The following is an 18,374-nucleotide window of genomic DNA, read 5'->3' as shown; positions in this document are numbered from 1 at the left end:
GGATGAAAAACGTCCATTCACCCGATGGTTCATGCTTTCGAGGGTGTTCCGTCGAGTAACAGGAGCTGTGCCAGGGTCACTTGTGGTAATCGCCGCCCGGCGACTACTGCTGCGCCGCCTCCGGAGCGGGCGCGATCCCGGTCGGGCAGGACACGCCCCAGTTGGTCTCGAACGGGTCGGCCAGCTTCACGCCGGTTCCGCCGATGCCGCAGTAGCCGTCGGGGTTCTTGTCCAGGTACTGCTGGTGGTAGGGCTCGGCCGGCCAGAACGGGCGGTTCTCGGCGGGCAGGACCGTCGTCGTGATCGTGCCGTGGCCCGCCGCCGTCAGGACCTGCTGGTACGCCTGCAGGGACGCGGCCGCCGCCTCCGCCTGGGCGGGGGAGTGGGTGTAGATCGCCGAGCGGTACTGCGTGCCGACGTCGTTGCCCTGGCGGAAGCCCTGCGTGGGGTTGTGGGACTCCCAGAAGAGCTTCAGGAGCGAGGCGTACGAGACGGTGGCCGGGTCGAAGACGACGCGGACCACCTCCGCGTGACCGGTCAGTCCGGAGCACACCTCTTCGTAGGAGGGGTTCTCGGTGTAGCCGCCCTGGTAACCGACGTACGTCGTCCAGACGCCGTCCGTCTGCCAGAACTTGCGCTCCGCGCCCCAGAAGCAGCCCAGGCCGAAGTCGGCGACCTCCAGGCCGTCGGGGTAGGGGCCGAGCAGCGGGTTGCCGAGGACCGTGTGGCGCGAGGGGACCTCGAATTCCGGGGTCGCCCGGCCCTTCAGGGCCTGCTCGGGGGTGGGGAGCTCGGGCGTGCGGCCGAAGATCATGGGGTCTCTCCTCGTGCGTGGCAGGGGTCTACGACGTGCGGCAGGGGTCTACGACGTCAACACGGCGGCACCGCGTCGCATTCCGGCCGTCGCGGGCGCCGCGAGCGGTCCGCGCGGGCGTCGGTGCGGCAGCGGTCGTCAGCGCGGCAGCGGTCGTCAGTGCGGCAGCGTCGCCGGGCTGCCGCCGTTCGCCTCGTACCCGGCGACGGCCAGCGCGCGGTAGACCGCGTACCCCCCGGCGGGGTCGCCGGTGAGGGTCCAGGGCAGCGCCCCGACGTGGCCGTCCACGTGCACCAGCTGGCTCATGGCCTCGCCCCAGCGCTCGCAGTGCACCAGGAAGAAGACGAGGAGGTGGCGGACGTGCGCCAGCATCGGGTCGTCCGCGCGCGCGGAGTGCACCGCGAAGAGGGCGCCCTCGACCGCCTTGGTGACGATCTCGCTCTGGTAGAAGCCGCGGACCAGGTTGACCTCGGGCAGGTGCTCGTAGACCGCGAAGAGGGGGAGCGCGGCGAGCAGCGAGCCCCGGTGGGCGCGGGCCGCGGCCGCCTCGGCGAAGTTGTACGCGAGGTCGCGCGAGCCGTGCCACTTCTCGCACCAGTAGTGCAGCGCCGCCAGGTGCGCGCCCATGTGCGCGGGCGCGCGGTCCAGGATCTTCAGCCAGAGCTGCTCGAACTCCTCGCGGGGATAGGCGAGGCCGCGCGCGATGGAGAGCTCGACGATGTACGGGACCGGGTCGCCGGGGGAGAGCAGCGCCGCCTGCGCGCACGCCTCCTTGGCCTCCTCCAGGATGATCCGGAACTCGTCCGTCCCCTGGACCGCCGTGCGCCACGCCTGCTGGACCAGGAACTCCGCGTGCACCGCCGCGCCGCCCGCGTCCTTGGGCGCCTCGGCGCGCCACACCCGCAGCCACTGCCCGCCGGGGCTGTCGCTGACGCCGCCCGGCCGGTGCTGCAGCTCCAGGGAGGCCGCGCCCGCGAAGGCCTGCACGCGCTGCCAGCGCCGCTCGCCGTGCGTCTCCGTGCCCGCGAGGAGCTGCGAGGCCGCCTTCCACTCCTGGGTGCGCTGCACCAGGTCGAGGACCTCCAGGAGGTCCGCGTCCGGTCCCGGCATCCGGATGTCCAGCTCCTCCTGGCGCAGGAAGCCGTAGTTCTCCGGGTCCGCGGCGTCCGGCGAGCCCGGGGCGACCTGCCGGATTCCGCCGCGCCTGCGCAGCAGTACGGGCCCGAGGACCGCACCGATCATGATCACCGCGAACAGGACCCAGAGAATCTCCATGACACAAGCGAACCAGACGGGTCCGGCAATTGGCGAACCTGGCGGGACGTACCCGGACCGACCCGGCACGAGGGCCCCCGTGCGCACTACGCTCAGGCCGCATGAGTGACACGCACAGCACGCAGAGCTTCGAGACCGTGGCGATCCACGCGGGCAACACCGCCGACCCCCTCACCGGCGCCGTGGTCCCGCCCATCTACCAGGTCTCGACCTACAAGCAGGACGGCGTCGGGGGCCTGCGCGGCGGCTACGAGTACAGCCGCAGCGCCAACCCGACGAGGACCGCCCTCGAAGAGAACCTGGCCGCCCTGGAGGGCGGCAGCCGCGGACTCGCCTTCGCGTCCGGACTGGCGGCCGAGGACTGCCTGCTCCGCGCGCTGCTCTCGCCCGGCGACCACGTCGTCATCCCCAACGACGCCTATGGCGGCACTTTCCGGCTCTTCGCCAAGGTCGTCTCGCGGTGGGGCGTGGAGTGGTCGGTGGCCGACACCTCCGACCCGGAGGCCGTGCGGGGCGCGCTGACCGACCGTACGAAGGCGATCTGGGTGGAGACCCCCTCCAACCCGCTGCTCGGCATCACCGACATCGCCGCCGTCGCGCAGATCGCCCGCGAGGCCGGCGTGCGCCTCGTCGTCGACAACACCTTCGCCAGCCCCTACCTGCAGCAGCCGCTGGCGCTCGGTGCGGACGTCGTCGTGCACTCCATGACGAAGTACATGGGCGGCCACTCGGACGTCGTCGGCGGCGCGCTCGTCGTCAACGACGCGGCGCTGGGCGAGGAGCTGGCGTACCACCAGAACGCGATGGGTGCCGTCGCGGGCCCGTTCGACGCCTGGCTGGTGCTGCGCGGCATCAAGACCCTCGCGGTGCGCATGGACCGGCACAGCGAGAACGCCACGAAGGTCACCGAGATGCTGACCCGGCACGCGCGCGTGTCGCAGGTCCTCTACCCGGGCCTTCCGGAGCACCCCGGTCACGAGGTCGCCGCCAAGCAGATGAAGGCGTTCGGCGGGATGGTCTCCTTCCGCGTCGACGGCGGCGAGGAGGCGGCCGTCGAGGTCTGCAACCGCGCCAAGCTGTTCACGCTGGGCGAGTCCCTCGGCGGCGTCGAGTCGCTGATCGAGCACCCGGGCCGGATGACGCACGCCTCGGTCGTGGGCTCCGCCCTGGAGGTCCCCGCGGACCTGGTGCGCCTCTCCGTGGGCATCGAGTCGGCGGACGACCTGCTGGCCGACCTGCAGCAGGCGCTCGGCTAGGACCTGTTGTTAGGACCTGTTGGTCCCTCGGGGGCCCGCTGTCACCAGCGGGTCAGGGGTGGGGTCGTGTTCGACGGCGGCTCCACCCACGGCCGGGCGAGGGACGCCCATACGACGAACGCCACCGCGGCGGCGAACAGCAGCACCCAGAACAGCCGCCGCACCGCCGTACGGCGCCGCAGCATGCGGCTGCCGCGGCGCACCGCGTCGCCGCAGAGCTCGGGCGGCACCGGGGCCGGCGCGCTCTCCAGGAGGCGCCGGATCGCCGCTTCCTTGCGCTCGTGCTGACTCATGAGGGCACCGTCCCGGTCAGCGTGCGGGCCGGGGCCGGGCCGCGCGGCGGGTGCAGGGCCGTCGCCGTCGCGCGGGCGCAGATCGCCGCGACCCGGTCGGCGGGCAGCCCGAGGAGCGCCGCCGTCTGCTCCTCGGCCACGCCCTCGTACATCCGCAGGACGAGAATCAGCCGCTCCTGGGGGCTGAGCCGGTCCAGGACCCCGCCGTGGCCGCGGTGGCGGCGCCAGGCGTCCCGGGCGAAGCGGACGGCGACCTGCTGGCGGGTGCGGTCGTAGGGGTCCTCGCCGCGCAGCCGGTCCCACGTCGCGTACGTGTGCGCGAGGGCCGCGGTCAGCAGGGCACGCGCGCGCGGGTTGGCGTCGGGGAGCTCCGCGGTGAGCAGCGTGGCGGCATGCAGCAGCCGCCCTGCCGCGCCCGCGACGAACGCCTCGAACTCCCGGGCGCGGCGGGCGCTCTGGAGCGCCTGCCGTTCTCGCACCACGCCTCCCGGCCGGAAGGAAGGGGGATCCCGGTCTCATCCGATGCCAGATGCGGGGCCGGGGTCAAGACTCCGGAGTGGCCGGAACCTCTCCCGCGGGTGACGCGTGGGACGTCTGTCGTGCCGAGAGGGCGGAGTTGAAGCGCGTGAGGAGCGCGCAGAAGCTCTCGCGCTCCTCCGCGTCCCAGTCGTGCGTCAGCTCGGCCATGAGCTCGCGGCGCGAGGAGCGCACCTCGTCGAGCCTGGCCTGCCCGCGCGGGGACAGCTGGAGCACCACGGCCCGGCCGTCCTCGGGGTGCGAGGTGCGCTTGACGAGCCCGGTGTCGACCAGCGGGGCGACCTGCCGGGTGACCGTCGAGGAGTCGATGCCCATGCTCGCGGCGAGCGCCTTGACGCCCATGGGACCTTCCTTGTCGAGACGGTTGAGCAGCAGGTACGCGGCGCGGTCCATCGAGTTGCGGACCTGGCCTACGCCGCCGAGGCGGGTCTGCTCGGCTCGGCGGGCGAAGACGGCCACCTGGTGCTGGAGGCTGTCCAGGAGGCCGGGGTCGCCGGCGGTCGTCATGTCCGGAGTTGTGGGCATGGCCGGGGGCTCACTTCATGCGAGGGCGATGGGTTGGGGGACAGGGTACGCGGCCGCGGGGCATGCCGTACCTGCGCTGCGCAAACCTACGAGGAGAACGGTCTCGTACCTTGGTCACCCGAGGAGGACTCAGGCGACGGCTGCAAGACTTGCCGGCATGAGTTATCGCACGCCTGACTCCTTGCCGACGGTGACGCTCGACGACGTCCGCGGCGCGCAGAAGATGCTCTCCGGGGTGGCCCGTACGACGGCGCTGGAGGGCAGCAGGCACCTGTCCGGGCTCGTCGGCGCCCCGGTGCACCTGAAGTGCGAGAACCTCCAGCGGACCGGTTCCTTCAAGCTGCGCGGCGCGTACGTGCGGATCGCGGGCCTGCTCCCCGAGGAGCGGGCCGCCGGGGTCGTCGCCGCCAGCGCGGGCAACCACGCGCAGGGCGTGGCCCTTGCCTCCTCGCTGCTCGGCGTGCGCTCCACGGTCTTCATGCCCGCGGGGGCGCCGCTGCCCAAGGTCGCGGCGACCCGGGAGTACGGCGCGGAGGTGCGGCTGCACGGCCAGGTGGTCGACGAGACGCTGGCGGCCGCGCAGGAGTACGCGCGCGGCACGGGCGCCGTCTTCATCCACCCCTTCGACCACCCGGACATCATCGCGGGGCAGGGCACGGTGGGCCTGGAGATCCTGGAGCAGTGCCCGGAGGTGCGCACCATCGTGGTGGGCGTCGGGGGCGGCGGTCTCGCGGCGGGCATCGCGGTCGCGGTCAAGGCGCTGCGCCCGGACGTACGGGTGGTCGGCGTGCAGGCGGCGGGCGCCGCGTCGTACTTGCCCTCGCTGGCGGCCGGGCACCCGGTGGCGATCGGCAACCCGGTGACGATGGCCGACGGCATCAAGGTCGGCCGCCCCGGAGACGTGCCCTTCCAGCTGGTCGAGGACCTGGTCGACGACGTGGTCACGGTCTCCGAGGACGCGCTCTCCAGCGCGTTGCTGCTGTGCCTGGAGCGCGCCAAGATGGTGGTGGAGCCGGCCGGGGCCAGCCCGGTCGCCGCGCTCCTGAGCGACCCCAAGGGGTTCGAGGGGCCGGTGGTGGCGCTGCTGTCCGGCGGCAACGTGGATCCGCTCCTGATGCAGCGGATCCTGCGGCACGGCATGTCGGCCGCGGGCCGCTACCTGTCGCTCCGCCTGCGCCTGACGGACCGCCCCGGCGCCCTGGCCACGCTCCTCGCCATCCTCTCCGAGATGGACGCCAACGTCCTGGACGTGAGCCACGTCCGCACGGACCCCCGCCTCGGCCTCACGGAGGTCGAGGTCGAACTCCACCTGGAGACGAAGGGCCCGGCGCACTGCAGTGAGGTGGGCGCGGCCCTGGAGTCGGCGGGCTACACGGTCATCGCCTGAGCCGGCCGGCGGCCCCGCGGGACGGCGTGAGCTCTTTGGAAAAATACCTGAGCGAACGCGATGTATCGCGTTATGATGTGTTCCACGTCACCGGTCGCCGGGCGTGTGTGGTCCGGCAAATCTAAGCTCATCCGTAGGAAGTCACCCATACCAGGGGAGAACCCACATGCCAGGCGCCATCTACGCCGAAGGGCTGACCAAGACCTTCGGGGACGTGCGGGCTCTGGACGGCGTCGATCTGGATGTCCCGGAAGGAACCGTGCTCGGCCTGCTCGGGCCGAACGGCGCCGGGAAGACCACCGCCGTCCGCTGTCTGACGACCCTGCTGACGCCGGACAGCGGCAAGGCGGTCGTCGCGGGCATCGACGTCCTGAAGAACCCCAACGAGGTCCGGCGTTCGATCGGCCTCTCCGGTCAATTCGCCGCCGTGGACGAGTATCTGACGGGCCGTGAGAATCTGCAGATGGTCGGCCAGCTCTACCAGATGCGCGCCAAGGAGGCCAAGGTCAGAGCCGCCGAGCTGCTCGACAGGTTCCACCTCGCCGACGCCGCCGACCGCCCCTCCAAGACGTACTCCGGAGGCATGCGCCGCCGGCTCGACCTCGCCGCCGCACTCGTCGTCTCGCCGCCCGTGATGTTCATGGACGAGCCGACCACCGGCCTCGACCCGCGCAACCGCCAGCAGCTGTGGGAAGTCATCCAGGAACTCGTCGCGGGCGGCACGACGCTGCTCCTGACCACCCAGTACCTCGAAGAGGCCGACCACCTCGCGCACGACATCTGCGTCGTCGACCACGGCCGCGTCATCGCCCGCGGCACCTCCGACCAGCTCAAGGCGCAGACCGGCGGCGAGCGCGTCGAGGTCGTGGTGCACGACGGCGGCCACATCAGCGCCGCCGTCGAGGTGCTGCGCGGCTTCGGCAAGGGCGAGGTCGCCGTCGCCGAGCACACCCGCAAGCTGACCGTTCCCGTCACCGGCGGCGCCAAGCTCCTCGCCGAGGTCATCCGCGAGCTGGACGCCCGCGGCATCGAGATCGACGACATCGCCCTGCGCCGCCCCACCCTCGACGACGTCTTCATCTCCCTCACCGGCCACGTCGCCGCGGAGGCGGACGAGAACGGCAACGGCAACGGCAACGGCGACGGCGCCGCGGCCAGGTCCGAGCGCAAGAAGGAGGCCGACAAGTGAGCACCGTCTCCGACGCCGTGCGCACGGCGGGGCCCCGGCCCGCCGGCGGCATCGGCCAGTCCGTCAGGGACTCCCTGGTCATGGCCAGGCGGAACCTGATCCGCATGAGCCGGATCCCGGAGATGGTCATCTTCGGGCTGCTCCAGCCGATCATGTTCGTGGTCCTGTTCACGTACGTCTTCGGCGGATCCATCCAGGTCGGCGGCTCGCTGTCCTCCCAGGACTACCGCGAGTTCCTCATGGCCGGCATCTTCGCCCAGACCGTCACGTTCGCCACGGCGGGCGCCGGCGCGGGCATCGCCGACGACATGCACAAGGGCCTCATCGACCGCTTCCGGTCGCTGCCCATGGCGCGCGGCGCGGTGCTCACCGGCCGCACCATCGCCGACCTCGCGCAGACCGCGCTGACCCTGGTCGTGCTCGCCCTGGTCGCCCTGCTCATCGGCTGGCGCGCGCACGAGAACTTCGCCAAGGTCCTCGCCGGCTTCGGCCTGCTGCTCCTGCTCGGGTACGCGTTCTCCTGGATCGGCGCCCTGATCGGCCTGTCCGTGCGCACCCCGGAGGCGGCCACCTCCGGCGGACTCATCTGGCTCTTCCCGCTGACGTTCATCTCGAACGCCTTCGTGGACTCCAACAACCTGCCCACGTTCTTCCGGCACATCGCCGAGTGGAACCCGTTCAGCACCACGGTGCAGGCCTGCCGCGAGCTGTTCGGCAATCTGCCGCCCGGCTTCCGGACCCCCGACGCCTGGCCCATGCAGCACCCGGTCCTCGCGTCGGTCCTGTGGTCGGTGCTGATCCTCGTCGTCTTCCGCACGCTGGCGGTCCGCAAGTACCGCTCGGCGACCGCCTGACCCGGACCGACGCGACCGACGCGCCCCGGACGCGGAACGACCGGGCCCCCGGCACTCAGGGTGCCGGGGGCCCGGTCGTCGACGGAGCCCGAAGAGAGCGCTAGGCCTTGTACGGCTTGGCCTCGAGGATCTTGACGGAGGCGAGCTTGCCGTTCGGGAGCTCGTACTCCGCGTTCTCGCCGATCTTCTTGCCGTGCACGCCCGAGCCCAGCGGGGACTGCGGCGAGTACGTCTCGATGTCGCCGCTCGCGTACTCACGGGAGGCGAGCAGGAAGGTGAGGGTGTCGTCCTCGTCGCCGTCGAAGGCGATGGTGACGACCATGCCCGGCTCCACCACACCGTCGTCGGCCGGCGCCTCGCCGACCCGCGCGGTCTCCAGGAGCTGGGTCAGCTGGCGGACTCGGAGCTCCTGCTTGCCCTGCTCCTCCTTGGCCGCGTGGTACCCGCCGTTCTCGCGCAGGTCGCCCTCCTCACGCGCTGCCGCGATCTTCGCCGCGATCTCGGTGCGCGCGGGACCAGACAGGTACTCCAGCTCGCTCTTGAGCTGGTTGTACGCCTCCTGGGTCAGCCAGGTGACGTTCTCGCTGGTCTGGGTCACAGGTGCTCCTCGTAGGTACTGGGAATACAAAGCATCGCCCTACCCAGAAGGATGTTCCTTCACGGGTGGGCGAAACCACGAGCCTAACAATTCAGGCGCCCGAGGGGGAGGACATAAGCCGCCACGTTTACGTCACCGCAGGTGGACGCGGTAAAGCCCGGCGATGTCAGTCGGAGTGGCAGCCGAGCAGCTCGATGTTGGTGGCCTTGGCCTTCGTGCGCAGCGTGATGACCTGGTCGATACGGTCCGTGTGCCGGTCGAAGTGGAAGTCCGCGCGGCCGACCTCGTCGCCGGACTCGGCCTGCGAGCGCAGGGTGCAGTAGCCGCGCGTGCCGGCGTCCTTGCGTACTTCCAGGTGGGCCTTGACGGCGTGGTCCGAGACGACGTCGTACTTGATGACCTCGCCGCTGATCTTCGTACCGGCGATGTAGTCGTAGCCGAACCAGCCGACGACACCCAGCAGGAGCACGCCGAGCACCGCGCCGATGATCTTCAGCTTGCGGTCGGCGGCCTCGTCGGCCGTGCGCGAGCGGCCGTACCGGCCCTCGGGGAGGTCCCCGGGACGCCCCTCGGGGAGCTGCGAGCCCACCGCCGCCATGATCGTCCTCCAGAAACAGGGGATGCCGGAATTTTCCGCCCCCCGGTTCCGTCACTATAGAAGCCGCCTGATGCGCCGGAATCACGAGGGCGCCCAATACCTTGAGGATCGAGTCTTGACTGAGCAGCTGCGACTGATGGCCGTGCACGCCCACCCCGACGACGAGTCGAGCAAGGGCGCGGCCACCATGGCCAAGTACGTGTCCGAGGGGGTGGACGTGCACGTCGTGACCTGCACGGGCGGCGAGCGCGGCGACATCCTCAACCCCAAGCTCCAGGGCGACGCCTACATCCAGGAGAACATCCACGAGGTGCGCAGGAAGGAGATGGACGAGGCGCGCGAGATCCTGGGCGTCAAGCAGGACTGGCTCGGCTTCGTCGACTCCGGCCTGCCCGAGGGCGACCCGCTGCCGCCGCTCCCCGAGGGCTGCTTCGCCCTGCAGGACGTCGACAAGGCGGCCGGTGAGCTGGTCCGGCAGATCCGCTCGTTCCGTCCGCAGGTCATCACGACGTACGACGAGAACGGCGGGTACCCGCACCCCGACCACATCATGACCCACAAGATCTCCATGGTGGCCTTCGACGGCGCGGCGGACGCCGAGAAGTACCCCGAGTCGGAGTTCGGCCCGGTCTTCCAGCCGCAGAAGCTCTACTACAACCAGGGCTTCAACCGGCCGCGCACCGAGGCGCTGCACCACGCCATGATCGACCGCGGCCTGGAGTCGCCGTACGGGGACTGGCTCAAGCGCTGGGACGAGTTCGGGCGGGTCGAGCGCACCCTGACCACGCACGTGCCGTGCGCCGACTTCTTCGAGATCCGCGACAAGGCCCTGATCGCGCACGCCACGCAGATCGACCCCGACGGCGGCTGGTTCCGCGTCCCGATGGAGATCCAGAAGGAGGTCTGGCCCACGGAGGAGTACGAGCTCGCCAAGTCGCTCGTCGATACGTCCCTCCCCGAGGACGACCTCTTTGCGGGCATCCGCGACAATGCCTAGCGTGAACGCACATCTGGCAATGACGCATCTCGTCCCTCTTGCCAAAGAGGTCGACGACGACAAGGTGACTCCCGGCGTGCTTGGCTTCATCGTCTTCGCGGTGATGGCCCTGGCCGTCTGGGGCCTGATGAAGTCGATGAACAAGCACATGCGGAAGGTCGACTTCAAGGAGCCCGAGACCTCGGAGAAGGAGCCCGTCTCCCAGGAGAAGTAGCCGCCCCCCACCTGCCCACCTTTGCCTGCCGCTCCCGGTCGCTCCGCCTGCCCCGCGGGCGCACGATGGAGGGAGCGGAGCCGGTGCCGGCACGGGCCGGTGGTTCCGGGGCTCCGGACGAGGAGAGTCGGAAGGGGGTGCGACGCCATGTCCCGGTACATGGACGTCCACCACGGGATGGCGGGGATCACCGCCGAGCAGCTCAAGCAGGCCCACCAGGCGGACCTCGCCATCGAGAAGGACGAGGGCGTGCACTTCGAGAAGGCCTGGGCCGACCCGGAGTCGGGCACGGTCTACTGCCTCTCCGAGGCCCCGTCGGCCGACGCGGTCCAGCGCGTCCACGAACGCGCCGGGCACCGCGCCGACGAGGTCCACGAGGTGCCGCTGACGGTGTGAGCGGCGGCCTCGCGGGTGCGCTGCAGGTGCGGCGCGGGGTCGACTCGGCTGCGGCATGCGCCGCGGGTCAGCTCGGCTGTGGCACGTCCACGCCCATCACCTCCCGCGCGTGCCGGTTCGGAACCATGCCCAGGCGCCAGGCCTGCCAGCCCGTCTCCAGCTCGGCGCCGCGCTCCAGGAGCAGGCCGTACGCCTCGACGTAGTCCGTGAGCTTGCCGTCGCGCGTCGGGTGGTCGGCGCGGGCGAGCTGGCTGAGCTCCTCCTGGGCGACCGCCGTGCCGATCTCCCAGCCGCCCGGCGACCCGTACGGCAGCAGGGTGCAGCGCAAAAAGCGCGCCCAGTCGCCGCCGCGCCGGTCCCCGTAGGAGTCGAAGAGCCCGATGGCCTCGTCGCACAGGGCCAGCGCCTGCTGGGCCCGGGTGTTGCCCGCGTCCACGACCGCGAGCTCCAGACAGGTCCAGGCCTCGCCGTGCGCGACACCGATGCGCTGGAAGTCGGCGCGGGCGTCCACCAGGAGCTGGCGGGCGAAACCGGAGTTGCGCAGCGAGCCGGTCTGCGCGGCGCGCTGGTCGCGGGTGACGCGCGCCGAGTGGTGCCGCGCGCACGCCAGGCCGTACACGTCCCGCATCCGGGAGAACATCGTGCGGGCCCGCTCCAGGTCGCGTACCGCCTCGTCGAGGTCGCCGGTCTCCTCCAGGGCCTGACCGAGGTAGTACAGGGACCACGCCTCGCCGCGCGCGTCGTCGTTGTCGCGGTGCCGGGACACCGCCTGGCGCAGGCCGTCCACCGCGGGGGACGGGTCGCCGTCCACGAGGCGGGCCCGCGCCAGCTGGGTGAGGGCCCAGGCCTCGCCGCGCGCGTCGTGGGTGCGGCCGTACAGGTCGAGGGCGTCCCGCAGCTCCTGCTCCGCGCGCGGTACGTCGCCCATCCGCAGGCAGAGCTGGCCGAGCTGGAAGTGCGTCCAGGCCTCGCCGTGCACCGAACCGCTGTCGCGGTGCAGGGCGAGCGCGGTCCGCAGCATGTCCAGGGCGTGCGCCAGGTGGGCGCGGTCCCGCTCGACGGCCGCGAGCGCGTGCAGCGTCCACGCGCGGTCGCCGGCCAGCTCCTCGGCGGTCTGCAGCTCCAGCGCCTCGGTGAGCCGGGCCGCGGCCTCCGTCAGATTGCCCTGGTGGTGCAGGGTGATGCCGAGGGAGCCGAGCGCGCGGGCGGCAGCCGCGTCCTGGTGGGCCTCGAAGTATAGGTCGACGACGGAGTTCAGCGTCGTACGGGACTGGTCGAGCTCGCCGAGCTGGCGGGCCGCGATGCCGGTGCGCCACTGCACGCTGCGGCCGAGCAGCCCCTGGTCGATGGCCTGGGTGAGTTCGTTGATCTCACCCAGGCGGTAGAGGTCGCCGCGCAGCAGGCAGTAGTCGCACAGGGCGCCCAGGAGGTTGAGCACCGCCCGCTGGTCGACGCCCTCCGCGTGCCGCAGCGCCGCCGTGATGAAGGACGACTCGTCGTCCAGCCAGCGCAGCGCCGCGTCGAGCGAGGTGAAGCCGTGCTGCCCGAACTGATCGGCCCGCGTGGACGTCTTGCCGTCGACCAGCCGGATCACCGTGTCGGCGAGCTCGCCGTAACTGGCGATGAGGCGCTCCTGCGCGGCCGTCCGCTCGGCGGGCTCCTCCTCGTCGAGGAGCCGGGCGCGGGCGAAGGACCGTACGAGATCGTGCAGGCGGTAGCGGCCGGCCGAGGGCGACGCGGCGTCCGTGTGCCCGCGGGGCCTCGGCCGGTCGACCAGGCCCGCGCGGGACAGCGCGGTGAGCTGGCGGGCCGCCTCCTGCTCGTCCGTGCCGAGCAGCGCAGCGGCGGCGGACGTGCCGAGCGAGGCGCGCCCGGCGAGCGCGAGCCGGCGCAGCAGCCGCCGGGCCGGCTCCGCCTGGTCGCTGTAGCGCAGCCACAGGACCCGCTCGACGTGGCCGACCTTCTCGGCGGGCCCGTAGGCCGCGAGGTCGGCGGCGAGCGCGCGCGGTGTGCGCGGCCCGAGCGAGGAGCCCGCGGCGCGCAGCGCCAGCGGCAGGCCGCCGCACAACTCCCGTACGGCGTCGCCCGATTCGGCGTCGTAGGGCCCGGAGAGGTCCTCCGCGGCCTCCCGGAGCAGCTGCTCCGCGGCGGCCTCGTCCAGCGCCTCGACCGGCAGCAGGTGCACCCAGGCGGGCAGGTCCCCGGGGAGTTCGAGGGGCTCGCGGGCGGTGACCAGGACGAGGCTGTCGGAGCGCTCCGGGATCAGCGTGCGGATCTGCTCGATGTCGCCGGCGTCGTCGAGCACGATCGTGACCGGCAGGCCGGTCAGATACTGGTGGTAGAGCTCGCTGAGCCGCTTGACCTGCTGCTCGGGCGAGGAACGCTCCCGGAACAGCAGCTGCTCGCGCGGGGCGCCCAGCCGGTTCAGCAGATGCAGCAGGGCGTCCCGGGTGGACAGCGGGGTGTCCTCGGGGGCGGCGCCGCGCAGGTCCACGACGCACGCGCCGCGGAACTGGTCCCGCAGGTCGTGCGCGGCCCGCACCGCCAGCGAGGTGCGGCCCGAGCCCGGCACGCCGTGCAGCACGACGACGGTGGGCCGGGTGTCGGTGCTGGCGCGCGCGGCGTGCACCCACTGCGCGATCCGGCCCAGCTCCGCCCTTCGGCCCACGAACGGCTCGGCGGTCTCCGGGAGTTGGGTGAAGGACTGCTGCAGTACGTTGCGCCGGCGGGCGGCCGCGCTCTTGTCCGTGCCGCGCAGCCGGGGCGCGGACTTGCTCGCCGTACGTGTGCCGGTGGAGGCGGCGAGGACCCGCTGCTGGTCGAGGAAGGGCCGGATGCCGCGCACCTCGAGGGCCGTCAGCCACTGCAGCCGCAGCTGCTCGGCACCGCCCGGCCGGCTCAGCTCGCCCGCGCGCCGGCTGGCGGCCGGCACGTGCGAGGCCGTCACCTTCAGGACGGTCGCCGCGGCGCCCGCCACCGCGACGACGAGGCCGGTGCCGAGCGCCGTGCCCGCGCTGGTCCCGAACGACAGGTCGCTGACCCCGGCCGCGACGGCGGCAACCACCGCCACCAGTAAGGGAGTTCCCGCGCCCTCGCGGGCGAAGCGCTGCCCGAAGGTGAGCTGCCCCGCCTGCGCCGCGTCCAGCGCCCCCGTGTACGTCGCGTACTCCTCGGCCGCCGTCTGCGCCATGACGTCCAGCGCGCCGCGCGCCCGCGAGAGCAGCACGCCCCCGTCGACGCGCCCGCCCGAACGCCGCACCTCCTCCTCGACGGCCCGCACCAACAGCCCCTCGGCCTCGGCCCGATGGCTGTCCCGCATATGGCTCCCCCTCCGAGATCAACGGTTCCCCTGCGGTGCCAAGTGTCCTGCGTACGGGGCGCGGGCGCGAGGGCGTCCGTGGATCGGGGGGTCGGGTGCGCGAGGATGGGGGTATGGCGAACCGACTGGCCCATGAGACGTCCCCCTACCTCCTGCAGCACGCCGACAACCCCGTCGACTGGTGGCCCTGGTCGGCCGAGGCCTTCGACGCGGCGCGCGAGCGCGGTGTGCCGGTGCTGCTCAGCGTCGGATACAGCAGCTGCCACTGGTGCCACGTCATGGCCCACGAGTCCTTCGAGGACGCCGCGACGGCCGCGCTCATGAACGAGAAGTTCGTGAACATCAAGGTCGACCGCGAGGAGCGGCCCGACGTCGACGCCGTCTACATGGAGGCCGTGCAGGCCGCGACGGGGCAGGGCGGATGGCCCATGACCGTCTTCCTGACCGCCGACGCCGAGCCGTTCTACTTCGGTACGTACTTCCCCCCGGAGCCCCGGCACGGCATGCCCTCCTTCGCGCAGGTCCTCGACGGCGTGCACCGGGCGTGGACGGACCGGCGCGGCGAGGTCGCCGAGGTCGCCGGCAAGATCGTGCGCGACCTCGGGGAGCGGCAGCTCACCCACAACACCGACGAGCGGCCCGGCGAGGACGAGCTGGCGCAGGCGCTGCTCGGTCTGACCCGCGACTACGACGCGGCGCACGGCGGCTTCGGCGGCGCGCCGAAGTTCCCGCCGTCCATGGCGATCGAGTTCCTGCTGCGGCACTACGCCCGCACCGGCGCCGAGGGCGCCCTGCAGATGGCCGCCGAGACCTGCGAGCACATGGCCCGCGGCGGCATCTACGACCAGCTCGGCGGCGGCTTCGCGCGTTACTCCGTGGACCGCGAGTGGACCGTGCCGCACTTCGAGAAGATGCTGTACGACAACGCGCTGCTGTGCCGCGCCTACGCCCACCTGTGGCGGACCACCGGATCGGACCTCGCCCGGCGCGTCGCCCTGGAGACCGCGGACTTCATGGTCCGTGAACTGCGCACGAACGAGGGCGGGTTCGCCTCCGCGCTCGACGCGGACAGCGAGGACCCGGCGACCGGCGAGCACGTCGAGGGCGCGTACTACGTGTGGACGCCGCAGCAGCTGCGGGAGGTTCTCGGCGAGGACGACGCGGAGCTCGCGATGGCCTGCTTCGGCGTGACGGAGGAGGGCACCTTCGAGAAGGGCGCCTCCGTGCTGCGGCTGCCGCGGGCGGAGGGGCCCACGGCGGACGTCGCACGGCTCTCGGCGATCCGTGAGCGGCTCCTCGCGGCGCGCGCCGAGCGGCCCGCGCCGGGGCGGGACGACAAGGTGGTCGCCGCGTGGAACGGCCTCGCGGTCGCCGCGCTCGCCGAGGTCGGCGCGTACTTCGACCGGCCGGACCTGATCGCGGCCGCGGTCGGCGCGGGCGACCTCCTCGTCCGGCTCCACATGGACGAGCGCGCGCGGCTCACCCGTACCTCCAAGGACGGCCGGGCCGGCGCCAACGCGGGGGTCCTCGAGGACTACGCCGACGTCGCCGAGGGCTTCCTCGCGCTCGCCTCGGTGACCGGCGAGGGCGTGTGGCTGGAGTTCGCGGGCTTCCTCCTCGACCACGTCCTCGCGCAGTTCGTGGACGCGGAGAGCGGCGCGCTGTACGACACCGCGACGGACGCGGAGCGGCTCATCCGCCGCCCGCAGGACCCCACGGACAACGCGGCGCCCTCCGGGTGGACGGCGGCCGCGGGCGCGCTCCTCTCGTACGCCGCCCAGACGGGCGCCGCCCCGCACCGCACCGCGGCGGAGCGGGCGCTCGGCATCGTCAAGGCGCTCGGCCCGCGCGTGCCGCGCTTCATCGGCCACGGCCTCGCCGTCGCGGAGGCGGCGCTCGACGGCCCCCGCGAGGTCGCGGTGGTCGGCGAGGTCCTGGGCGACCTGCACCGCACGGCGCTCCTTGGCACGGCCCCGGGCGCGGTGGTCGCGGCGGGCCCGGAGGGCGGCGACGAACTCCCCCTGCTCGCCGACCGCCCGCTGGTCGACGGGGCCCCGGCGGCGTACGTCTGCCGCGACTTCACGTGCGACGCGCCGACGACGGATCCGGCGGTGCTGGCGGGGTTGCTCTCCTAGGCAGTCGCGGAAGGGGGTGCCGGGCGATTACCTGCGAGGTAATCGCCCCGGCCGGTCCGCGCCGGAGAGACTGCGGTTCTGCCCGCGCCGCCCGGACGCGGGCCGGGACCGAGAGGCCAGCCATGTCCGCCGCCACACCTGAGCACACCCGTACCGTCGTCGAGGAACTGCTGCGGCGGATCGGCGAGGGCGACCCCGAGCGCATCGCCGAGCTGTACGCCGAGCGGGGCGACTGGAAGCTGGACTGGCCCGAGTCCGAGCACGGCAGGGCGGCCACGCCGTGGATCCGGCACCGGACCACCAGGGCCGATGCGGCCGCACACTATCGCGAGCTCGCCGAGCACCATGTGCCGGAGCAGGTGGCGACCCAGGTCGAGCGCATCCTCGTCGACGGCGCCGACGCGGTGGTGCTCGGCGAAATCCGCCAGACCGCCCGCTCCACCGGACGCGCCTACCGGGCCCGCTTCGCCCTGCATCTCACGGTCGAGGGCGGGTTCGTCACTCGCCACCACGTCTACGAGGACAGCTTGGCGGTGGCTCAGGCGTTCGCGTCGAAGGGTGCGGCCGCCGCGGCGTAGGAGCCCCCGAACTCCGCCACCGCCCCCTCCACGATCGCCTCGAGCCGGTCGTGGTGGGCGCCCCGCCAGAACACGCGGGCGCAGGACCCGCACTGCGCGAACACGTCGTACGTCCCGCGGGTGCCGCCCTCCAGGAGGTCGGCCACCTCGTCCTTCGTGGCGGCGCGCAGCGTGCCGTTGCAGGCGCTGCAGCGGGTCCAGGGGCGCAGTTCGGGGGCGAACCGGCCGAGGATGTCGCGGAGTTGGTCGTCGGGGCGGTCGCTGTAGACGTACGCGCCCGCCCACAGCTCGCGGCGGCGCAGCAGGCCCCGGTCGCGGCTGAGCAGGACGCGCCGTTCGGCCGCCGAGCGGGCGGCGAGGGCCGGGTCGCCGATGTCGGTGCTCTCGTACGCCGTGTCGACACCGAGGAGGCGAAGGCGCCGGGCGAGCGTGCCGAGGTGGACGTCGAGGAGGAAGCGGAGCGGGGCGCCCGGCACCCGCTGGGGGCGCGGGACCGCGCGGACGGTGACGCGCTGGCCCGCCGCGGGGACGTGGGCGGCGGGGACCTCGTCGCCGTCCACCACCAGCGCGCCGACCTCGGTGAGCGGGACGCCCAGCGACTCGACGACGTGCCCGAGCGTGGACGCGCCGTCCGTCACCGCGGTGGTGGGGCCGCCCCGGCGCTCGTGCGGGACGAAAATCCCCAGTTCGGGGGCGAATTCGACGAGGATCTGCGGACCGTTCATGCCGTCAGGATGGCATGACGGGGCCGGTGTCACCGGCGATTTTCGTGCCCGCGAAGCCGCCCGCCAGCATGTCGAGCGTCCGGTCTACGAGGGTGGGCAGGTCGTCTCGGTGGTCGTGCTCCGCCCAGTACGCCGCGGTCTCGGTGAGCGCGCCGATCAGGGCCATGGAGAAGGCCCGCACCTCCAGGCCGTCGGGGTCGCGGCCGGTGCGCTCGGCGATGACGCGGCACACGACGCGGCCGGTGACCGACATGCTCTCCAGCATCCGCGCCCGCACGGCGGGCACCTCGATCATCAGCTTCGTCCGCAGCCGGGAGACCTCGGGCTCCTCCGCGAAGCCGAGGCCCACGGCCCGCCGCAGCACGTGCCGCAGCGACTCCACGATCGGCTCGTCGGCCGGCCGCGCCCGCAACTCGCTCTCCATGAGCGGGTCGTACTCGTCGGTGAGGACGATGTCCTCCTTGGTCGGGAAGTAGCGGAAGACCGTGGACGGCGAGACCTCCGCGGCCTCCGCGATCTGCTCGACGGTCGTCCCCTCGTACCCCTGCTCCCGGATCAGCCGGTACGTGGCGTCCCGGATGGCGAGACGGGTCTTGAGCTTCTTCCGCTCACGCAGCCCCAGAGGAGGCGCGGCGGTGGGAGCGGGGGTACGTGCGGCCGTCATGCGGCTCATTGTCGGTCATC

The 18,374-nt window shown here is 72.6% G+C and carries 19 protein-coding genes; 9 read left to right on the top strand and 10 right to left on the bottom strand.

Annotation, left to right across the window (positions count from 1 at the left end; all coding sequences use genetic code 11):
• Positions 1 to 103: 103 nt before the first annotated feature.
• Together msrA and ACZ6CV_RS07130 are read right to left on the bottom strand one after the other, a co-directional pair.
• Positions 104 to 814 carry a peptide-methionine (S)-S-oxide reductase MsrA gene (msrA, locus tag ACZ6CV_RS07135; protein WP_469249943.1) on the bottom strand — a complete coding sequence of 237 codons (711 nt, stop codon included), beginning with the start codon at positions 812 to 814 and terminating at the stop codon, positions 104 to 106.
• Between the two features lie 156 nt (positions 815 to 970).
• Positions 971 to 2,089 (bottom strand): hypothetical protein, encoded by a 1,119-nt coding sequence (locus ACZ6CV_RS07130; protein ID WP_469249942.1) that lies wholly within the window; start codon positions 2,087 to 2,089, stop codon positions 971 to 973.
• A gap of 101 nt (positions 2,090 to 2,190) precedes the next feature.
• Here ACZ6CV_RS07130 and ACZ6CV_RS07125 point away from each other — a divergent pair, with 101 nt between their 5' ends.
• The gene (locus ACZ6CV_RS07125; RefSeq protein WP_469249941.1) at positions 2,191 to 3,345 is read left to right on the top strand and encodes a cystathionine gamma-synthase; all 1,155 of its coding nucleotides are present in this window, start codon (positions 2,191 to 2,193) and stop codon (positions 3,343 to 3,345) included.
• A gap of 41 nt (positions 3,346 to 3,386) precedes the next feature.
• Here ACZ6CV_RS07125 and ACZ6CV_RS07120 read toward each other — a convergent pair whose 3' ends face one another.
• The 3 genes from ACZ6CV_RS07120 to ACZ6CV_RS07110 form a co-directional block, all read right to left on the bottom strand.
• A complete protein-coding gene (locus ACZ6CV_RS07120) occupies positions 3,387 to 3,638 on the bottom strand; it encodes a hypothetical protein (protein WP_469249940.1) in 252 nt (83 codons plus the stop codon).
• Complete coding sequence (locus ACZ6CV_RS07115) at positions 3,635 to 4,117, bottom strand: sigma factor-like helix-turn-helix DNA-binding protein (RefSeq protein ID WP_362364002.1); 483 nt, start codon at positions 4,115 to 4,117, stop codon at positions 3,635 to 3,637. Before ACZ6CV_RS07115 ends, ACZ6CV_RS07120 begins: the two co-directional genes overlap by 4 nt.
• Before the next feature lie 64 nt (positions 4,118 to 4,181).
• Positions 4,182 to 4,700, bottom strand: coding sequence for a MarR family winged helix-turn-helix transcriptional regulator (locus ACZ6CV_RS07110; RefSeq protein WP_469249939.1), 519 nt, complete (start codon positions 4,698 to 4,700; stop codon positions 4,182 to 4,184).
• Between the two features lie 157 nt (positions 4,701 to 4,857).
• On the opposite strand from ACZ6CV_RS07110, the gene ilvA reads away from it, so the two are divergent.
• From ilvA to ACZ6CV_RS07095, 3 genes are all read left to right on the top strand, one after another.
• Positions 4,858 to 6,087: a threonine ammonia-lyase gene (gene ilvA, locus ACZ6CV_RS07105; protein WP_469249938.1), complete on the top strand. Its 1,230-nt coding sequence runs from the start codon at positions 4,858 to 4,860 to the stop codon at positions 6,085 to 6,087.
• Between the two features lie 166 nt (positions 6,088 to 6,253).
• Complete coding sequence (locus tag ACZ6CV_RS07100; protein ID WP_469249937.1) at positions 6,254 to 7,276, top strand: ATP-binding cassette domain-containing protein; 1,023 nt, start codon at positions 6,254 to 6,256, stop codon at positions 7,274 to 7,276.
• On the top strand, positions 7,273 to 8,130 hold the full coding sequence (locus ACZ6CV_RS07095; RefSeq protein WP_469249936.1) for an ABC transporter permease: 858 nt from the start codon (positions 7,273 to 7,275) through the stop codon (positions 8,128 to 8,130). The genes ACZ6CV_RS07100 and ACZ6CV_RS07095 overlap by 4 nt, the downstream gene beginning before the upstream one ends.
• Positions 8,131 to 8,230: 100 nt before the next feature.
• Here the strand turns inward: ACZ6CV_RS07095 and greA are convergent, their stop codons facing one another.
• Positions 8,231 to 8,728 (bottom strand): transcription elongation factor GreA, encoded by a 498-nt coding sequence (gene greA / locus ACZ6CV_RS07090; protein WP_358710197.1) that lies wholly within the window; start codon positions 8,726 to 8,728, stop codon positions 8,231 to 8,233.
• Positions 8,729 to 8,894: 166 nt separating this feature from the next.
• Complete coding sequence (locus tag ACZ6CV_RS07085; RefSeq protein WP_469249935.1) at positions 8,895 to 9,326, bottom strand: DUF4307 domain-containing protein; 432 nt, start codon at positions 9,324 to 9,326, stop codon at positions 8,895 to 8,897.
• A 136-nt stretch (positions 9,327 to 9,462) separates the two neighbouring features.
• Between ACZ6CV_RS07085 and mca the strand changes: the two genes are divergently transcribed.
• From mca to ACZ6CV_RS07070, 3 genes are all read left to right on the top strand, one after another.
• Positions 9,463 to 10,323, top strand: coding sequence for a mycothiol conjugate amidase Mca (gene mca, locus ACZ6CV_RS07080; RefSeq protein ID WP_355804189.1), 861 nt, complete (start codon positions 9,463 to 9,465; stop codon positions 10,321 to 10,323).
• 19 nt (positions 10,324 to 10,342) lie between these two features.
• The gene (locus tag ACZ6CV_RS07075; protein WP_388666014.1) at positions 10,343 to 10,537 is read left to right on the top strand and encodes a hypothetical protein; all 195 of its coding nucleotides are present in this window, start codon (positions 10,343 to 10,345) and stop codon (positions 10,535 to 10,537) included.
• Between the two features lie 147 nt (positions 10,538 to 10,684).
• Positions 10,685 to 10,933, top strand: coding sequence for an SCO4226 family nickel-binding protein (locus ACZ6CV_RS07070; protein WP_358710200.1), 249 nt, complete (start codon positions 10,685 to 10,687; stop codon positions 10,931 to 10,933).
• Between the two features lie 67 nt (positions 10,934 to 11,000).
• Here the strand turns inward: ACZ6CV_RS07070 and ACZ6CV_RS07065 are convergent, their stop codons facing one another.
• Positions 11,001 to 14,252, bottom strand: a complete 3,252-nt coding sequence (locus ACZ6CV_RS07065; protein ID WP_469249934.1) for a tetratricopeptide repeat protein — start codon at positions 14,250 to 14,252, stop codon at positions 11,001 to 11,003.
• 113 nt (positions 14,253 to 14,365) lie between these two features.
• Between ACZ6CV_RS07065 and ACZ6CV_RS07060 the strand changes: the two genes are divergently transcribed.
• Together ACZ6CV_RS07060 and ACZ6CV_RS07055 are read left to right on the top strand one after the other, a co-directional pair.
• A complete protein-coding gene (locus ACZ6CV_RS07060; protein WP_469249933.1) occupies positions 14,366 to 16,387 on the top strand; it encodes a thioredoxin domain-containing protein in 2,022 nt (673 codons plus the stop codon).
• A gap of 122 nt (positions 16,388 to 16,509) precedes the next feature.
• A complete protein-coding gene (locus ACZ6CV_RS07055) occupies positions 16,510 to 16,965 on the top strand; it encodes a nuclear transport factor 2 family protein (protein WP_469249932.1) in 456 nt (151 codons plus the stop codon).
• On the opposite strand, the gene ACZ6CV_RS07050 is transcribed toward ACZ6CV_RS07055, so the two are convergent.
• Positions 16,926 to 17,690, bottom strand: a complete 765-nt coding sequence (locus ACZ6CV_RS07050) for a Mut7-C RNAse domain-containing protein (protein ID WP_469249931.1) — start codon at positions 17,688 to 17,690, stop codon at positions 16,926 to 16,928. The genes ACZ6CV_RS07055 and ACZ6CV_RS07050 overlap by 40 nt on opposite strands.
• Positions 17,691 to 17,694: 4 nt before the next feature.
• Positions 17,695 to 18,354: a TetR/AcrR family transcriptional regulator gene (locus tag ACZ6CV_RS07045; protein WP_469249930.1), complete on the bottom strand. Its 660-nt coding sequence runs from the start codon at positions 18,352 to 18,354 to the stop codon at positions 17,695 to 17,697.
• Positions 18,355 to 18,374: the final 20 nt, after the last annotated feature.

The sequence above is a fragment of the Streptomyces sp. NPDC041713 genome, assembly GCF_055591085.1.
This window is presented reverse-complemented; position numbering and strand designations above follow the sequence as displayed.

What these genes read in the sequence shown, in the direction of transcription:
- ACZ6CV_RS07055 (WP_469249932.1), top strand. Translation starts at nt 16,510, where the DNA reads ATGTCCGCCGCCACACCTGAGCACACCCGTACCGTCGTCGAGGAACTG.
- ACZ6CV_RS07110 (WP_469249939.1), bottom strand. Translation starts at nt 4,700, where the DNA reads ATGCCCACAACTCCGGACATGACGACCGCCGGCGACCCCGGCCTCCTG.
- ACZ6CV_RS07075 (WP_388666014.1), top strand. Translation starts at nt 10,343, where the DNA reads ATGACGCATCTCGTCCCTCTTGCCAAAGAGGTCGACGACGACAAGGTG.
- mca (WP_355804189.1), top strand. Translation starts at nt 9,463, where the DNA reads ATGGCCGTGCACGCCCACCCCGACGACGAGTCGAGCAAGGGCGCGGCC.
- ilvA (WP_469249938.1), top strand. Translation starts at nt 4,858, where the DNA reads ATGAGTTATCGCACGCCTGACTCCTTGCCGACGGTGACGCTCGACGAC.
- msrA (WP_469249943.1), bottom strand. Translation starts at nt 814, where the DNA reads ATGATCTTCGGCCGCACGCCCGAGCTCCCCACCCCCGAGCAGGCCCTG.
- ACZ6CV_RS07120 (WP_469249940.1), bottom strand. Translation starts at nt 3,638, where the DNA reads ATGAGTCAGCACGAGCGCAAGGAAGCGGCGATCCGGCGCCTCCTGGAG.
- ACZ6CV_RS07060 (WP_469249933.1), top strand. Translation starts at nt 14,366, where the DNA reads ATGGCGAACCGACTGGCCCATGAGACGTCCCCCTACCTCCTGCAGCAC.
- ACZ6CV_RS07070 (WP_358710200.1), top strand. Translation starts at nt 10,685, where the DNA reads ATGTCCCGGTACATGGACGTCCACCACGGGATGGCGGGGATCACCGCC.
- ACZ6CV_RS07085 (WP_469249935.1), bottom strand. Translation starts at nt 9,326, where the DNA reads ATGGCGGCGGTGGGCTCGCAGCTCCCCGAGGGGCGTCCCGGGGACCTC.
- ACZ6CV_RS07130 (WP_469249942.1), bottom strand. Translation starts at nt 2,089, where the DNA reads ATGGAGATTCTCTGGGTCCTGTTCGCGGTGATCATGATCGGTGCGGTC.
- ACZ6CV_RS07045 (WP_469249930.1), bottom strand. Translation starts at nt 18,354, where the DNA reads ATGACGGCCGCACGTACCCCCGCTCCCACCGCCGCGCCTCCTCTGGGG.
- ACZ6CV_RS07050 (WP_469249931.1), bottom strand. Translation starts at nt 17,690, where the DNA reads ATGAACGGTCCGCAGATCCTCGTCGAATTCGCCCCCGAACTGGGGATT.
- ACZ6CV_RS07125 (WP_469249941.1), top strand. Translation starts at nt 2,191, where the DNA reads ATGAGTGACACGCACAGCACGCAGAGCTTCGAGACCGTGGCGATCCAC.
- ACZ6CV_RS07100 (WP_469249937.1), top strand. Translation starts at nt 6,254, where the DNA reads ATGCCAGGCGCCATCTACGCCGAAGGGCTGACCAAGACCTTCGGGGAC.
- ACZ6CV_RS07065 (WP_469249934.1), bottom strand. Translation starts at nt 14,252, where the DNA reads ATGCGGGACAGCCATCGGGCCGAGGCCGAGGGGCTGTTGGTGCGGGCC.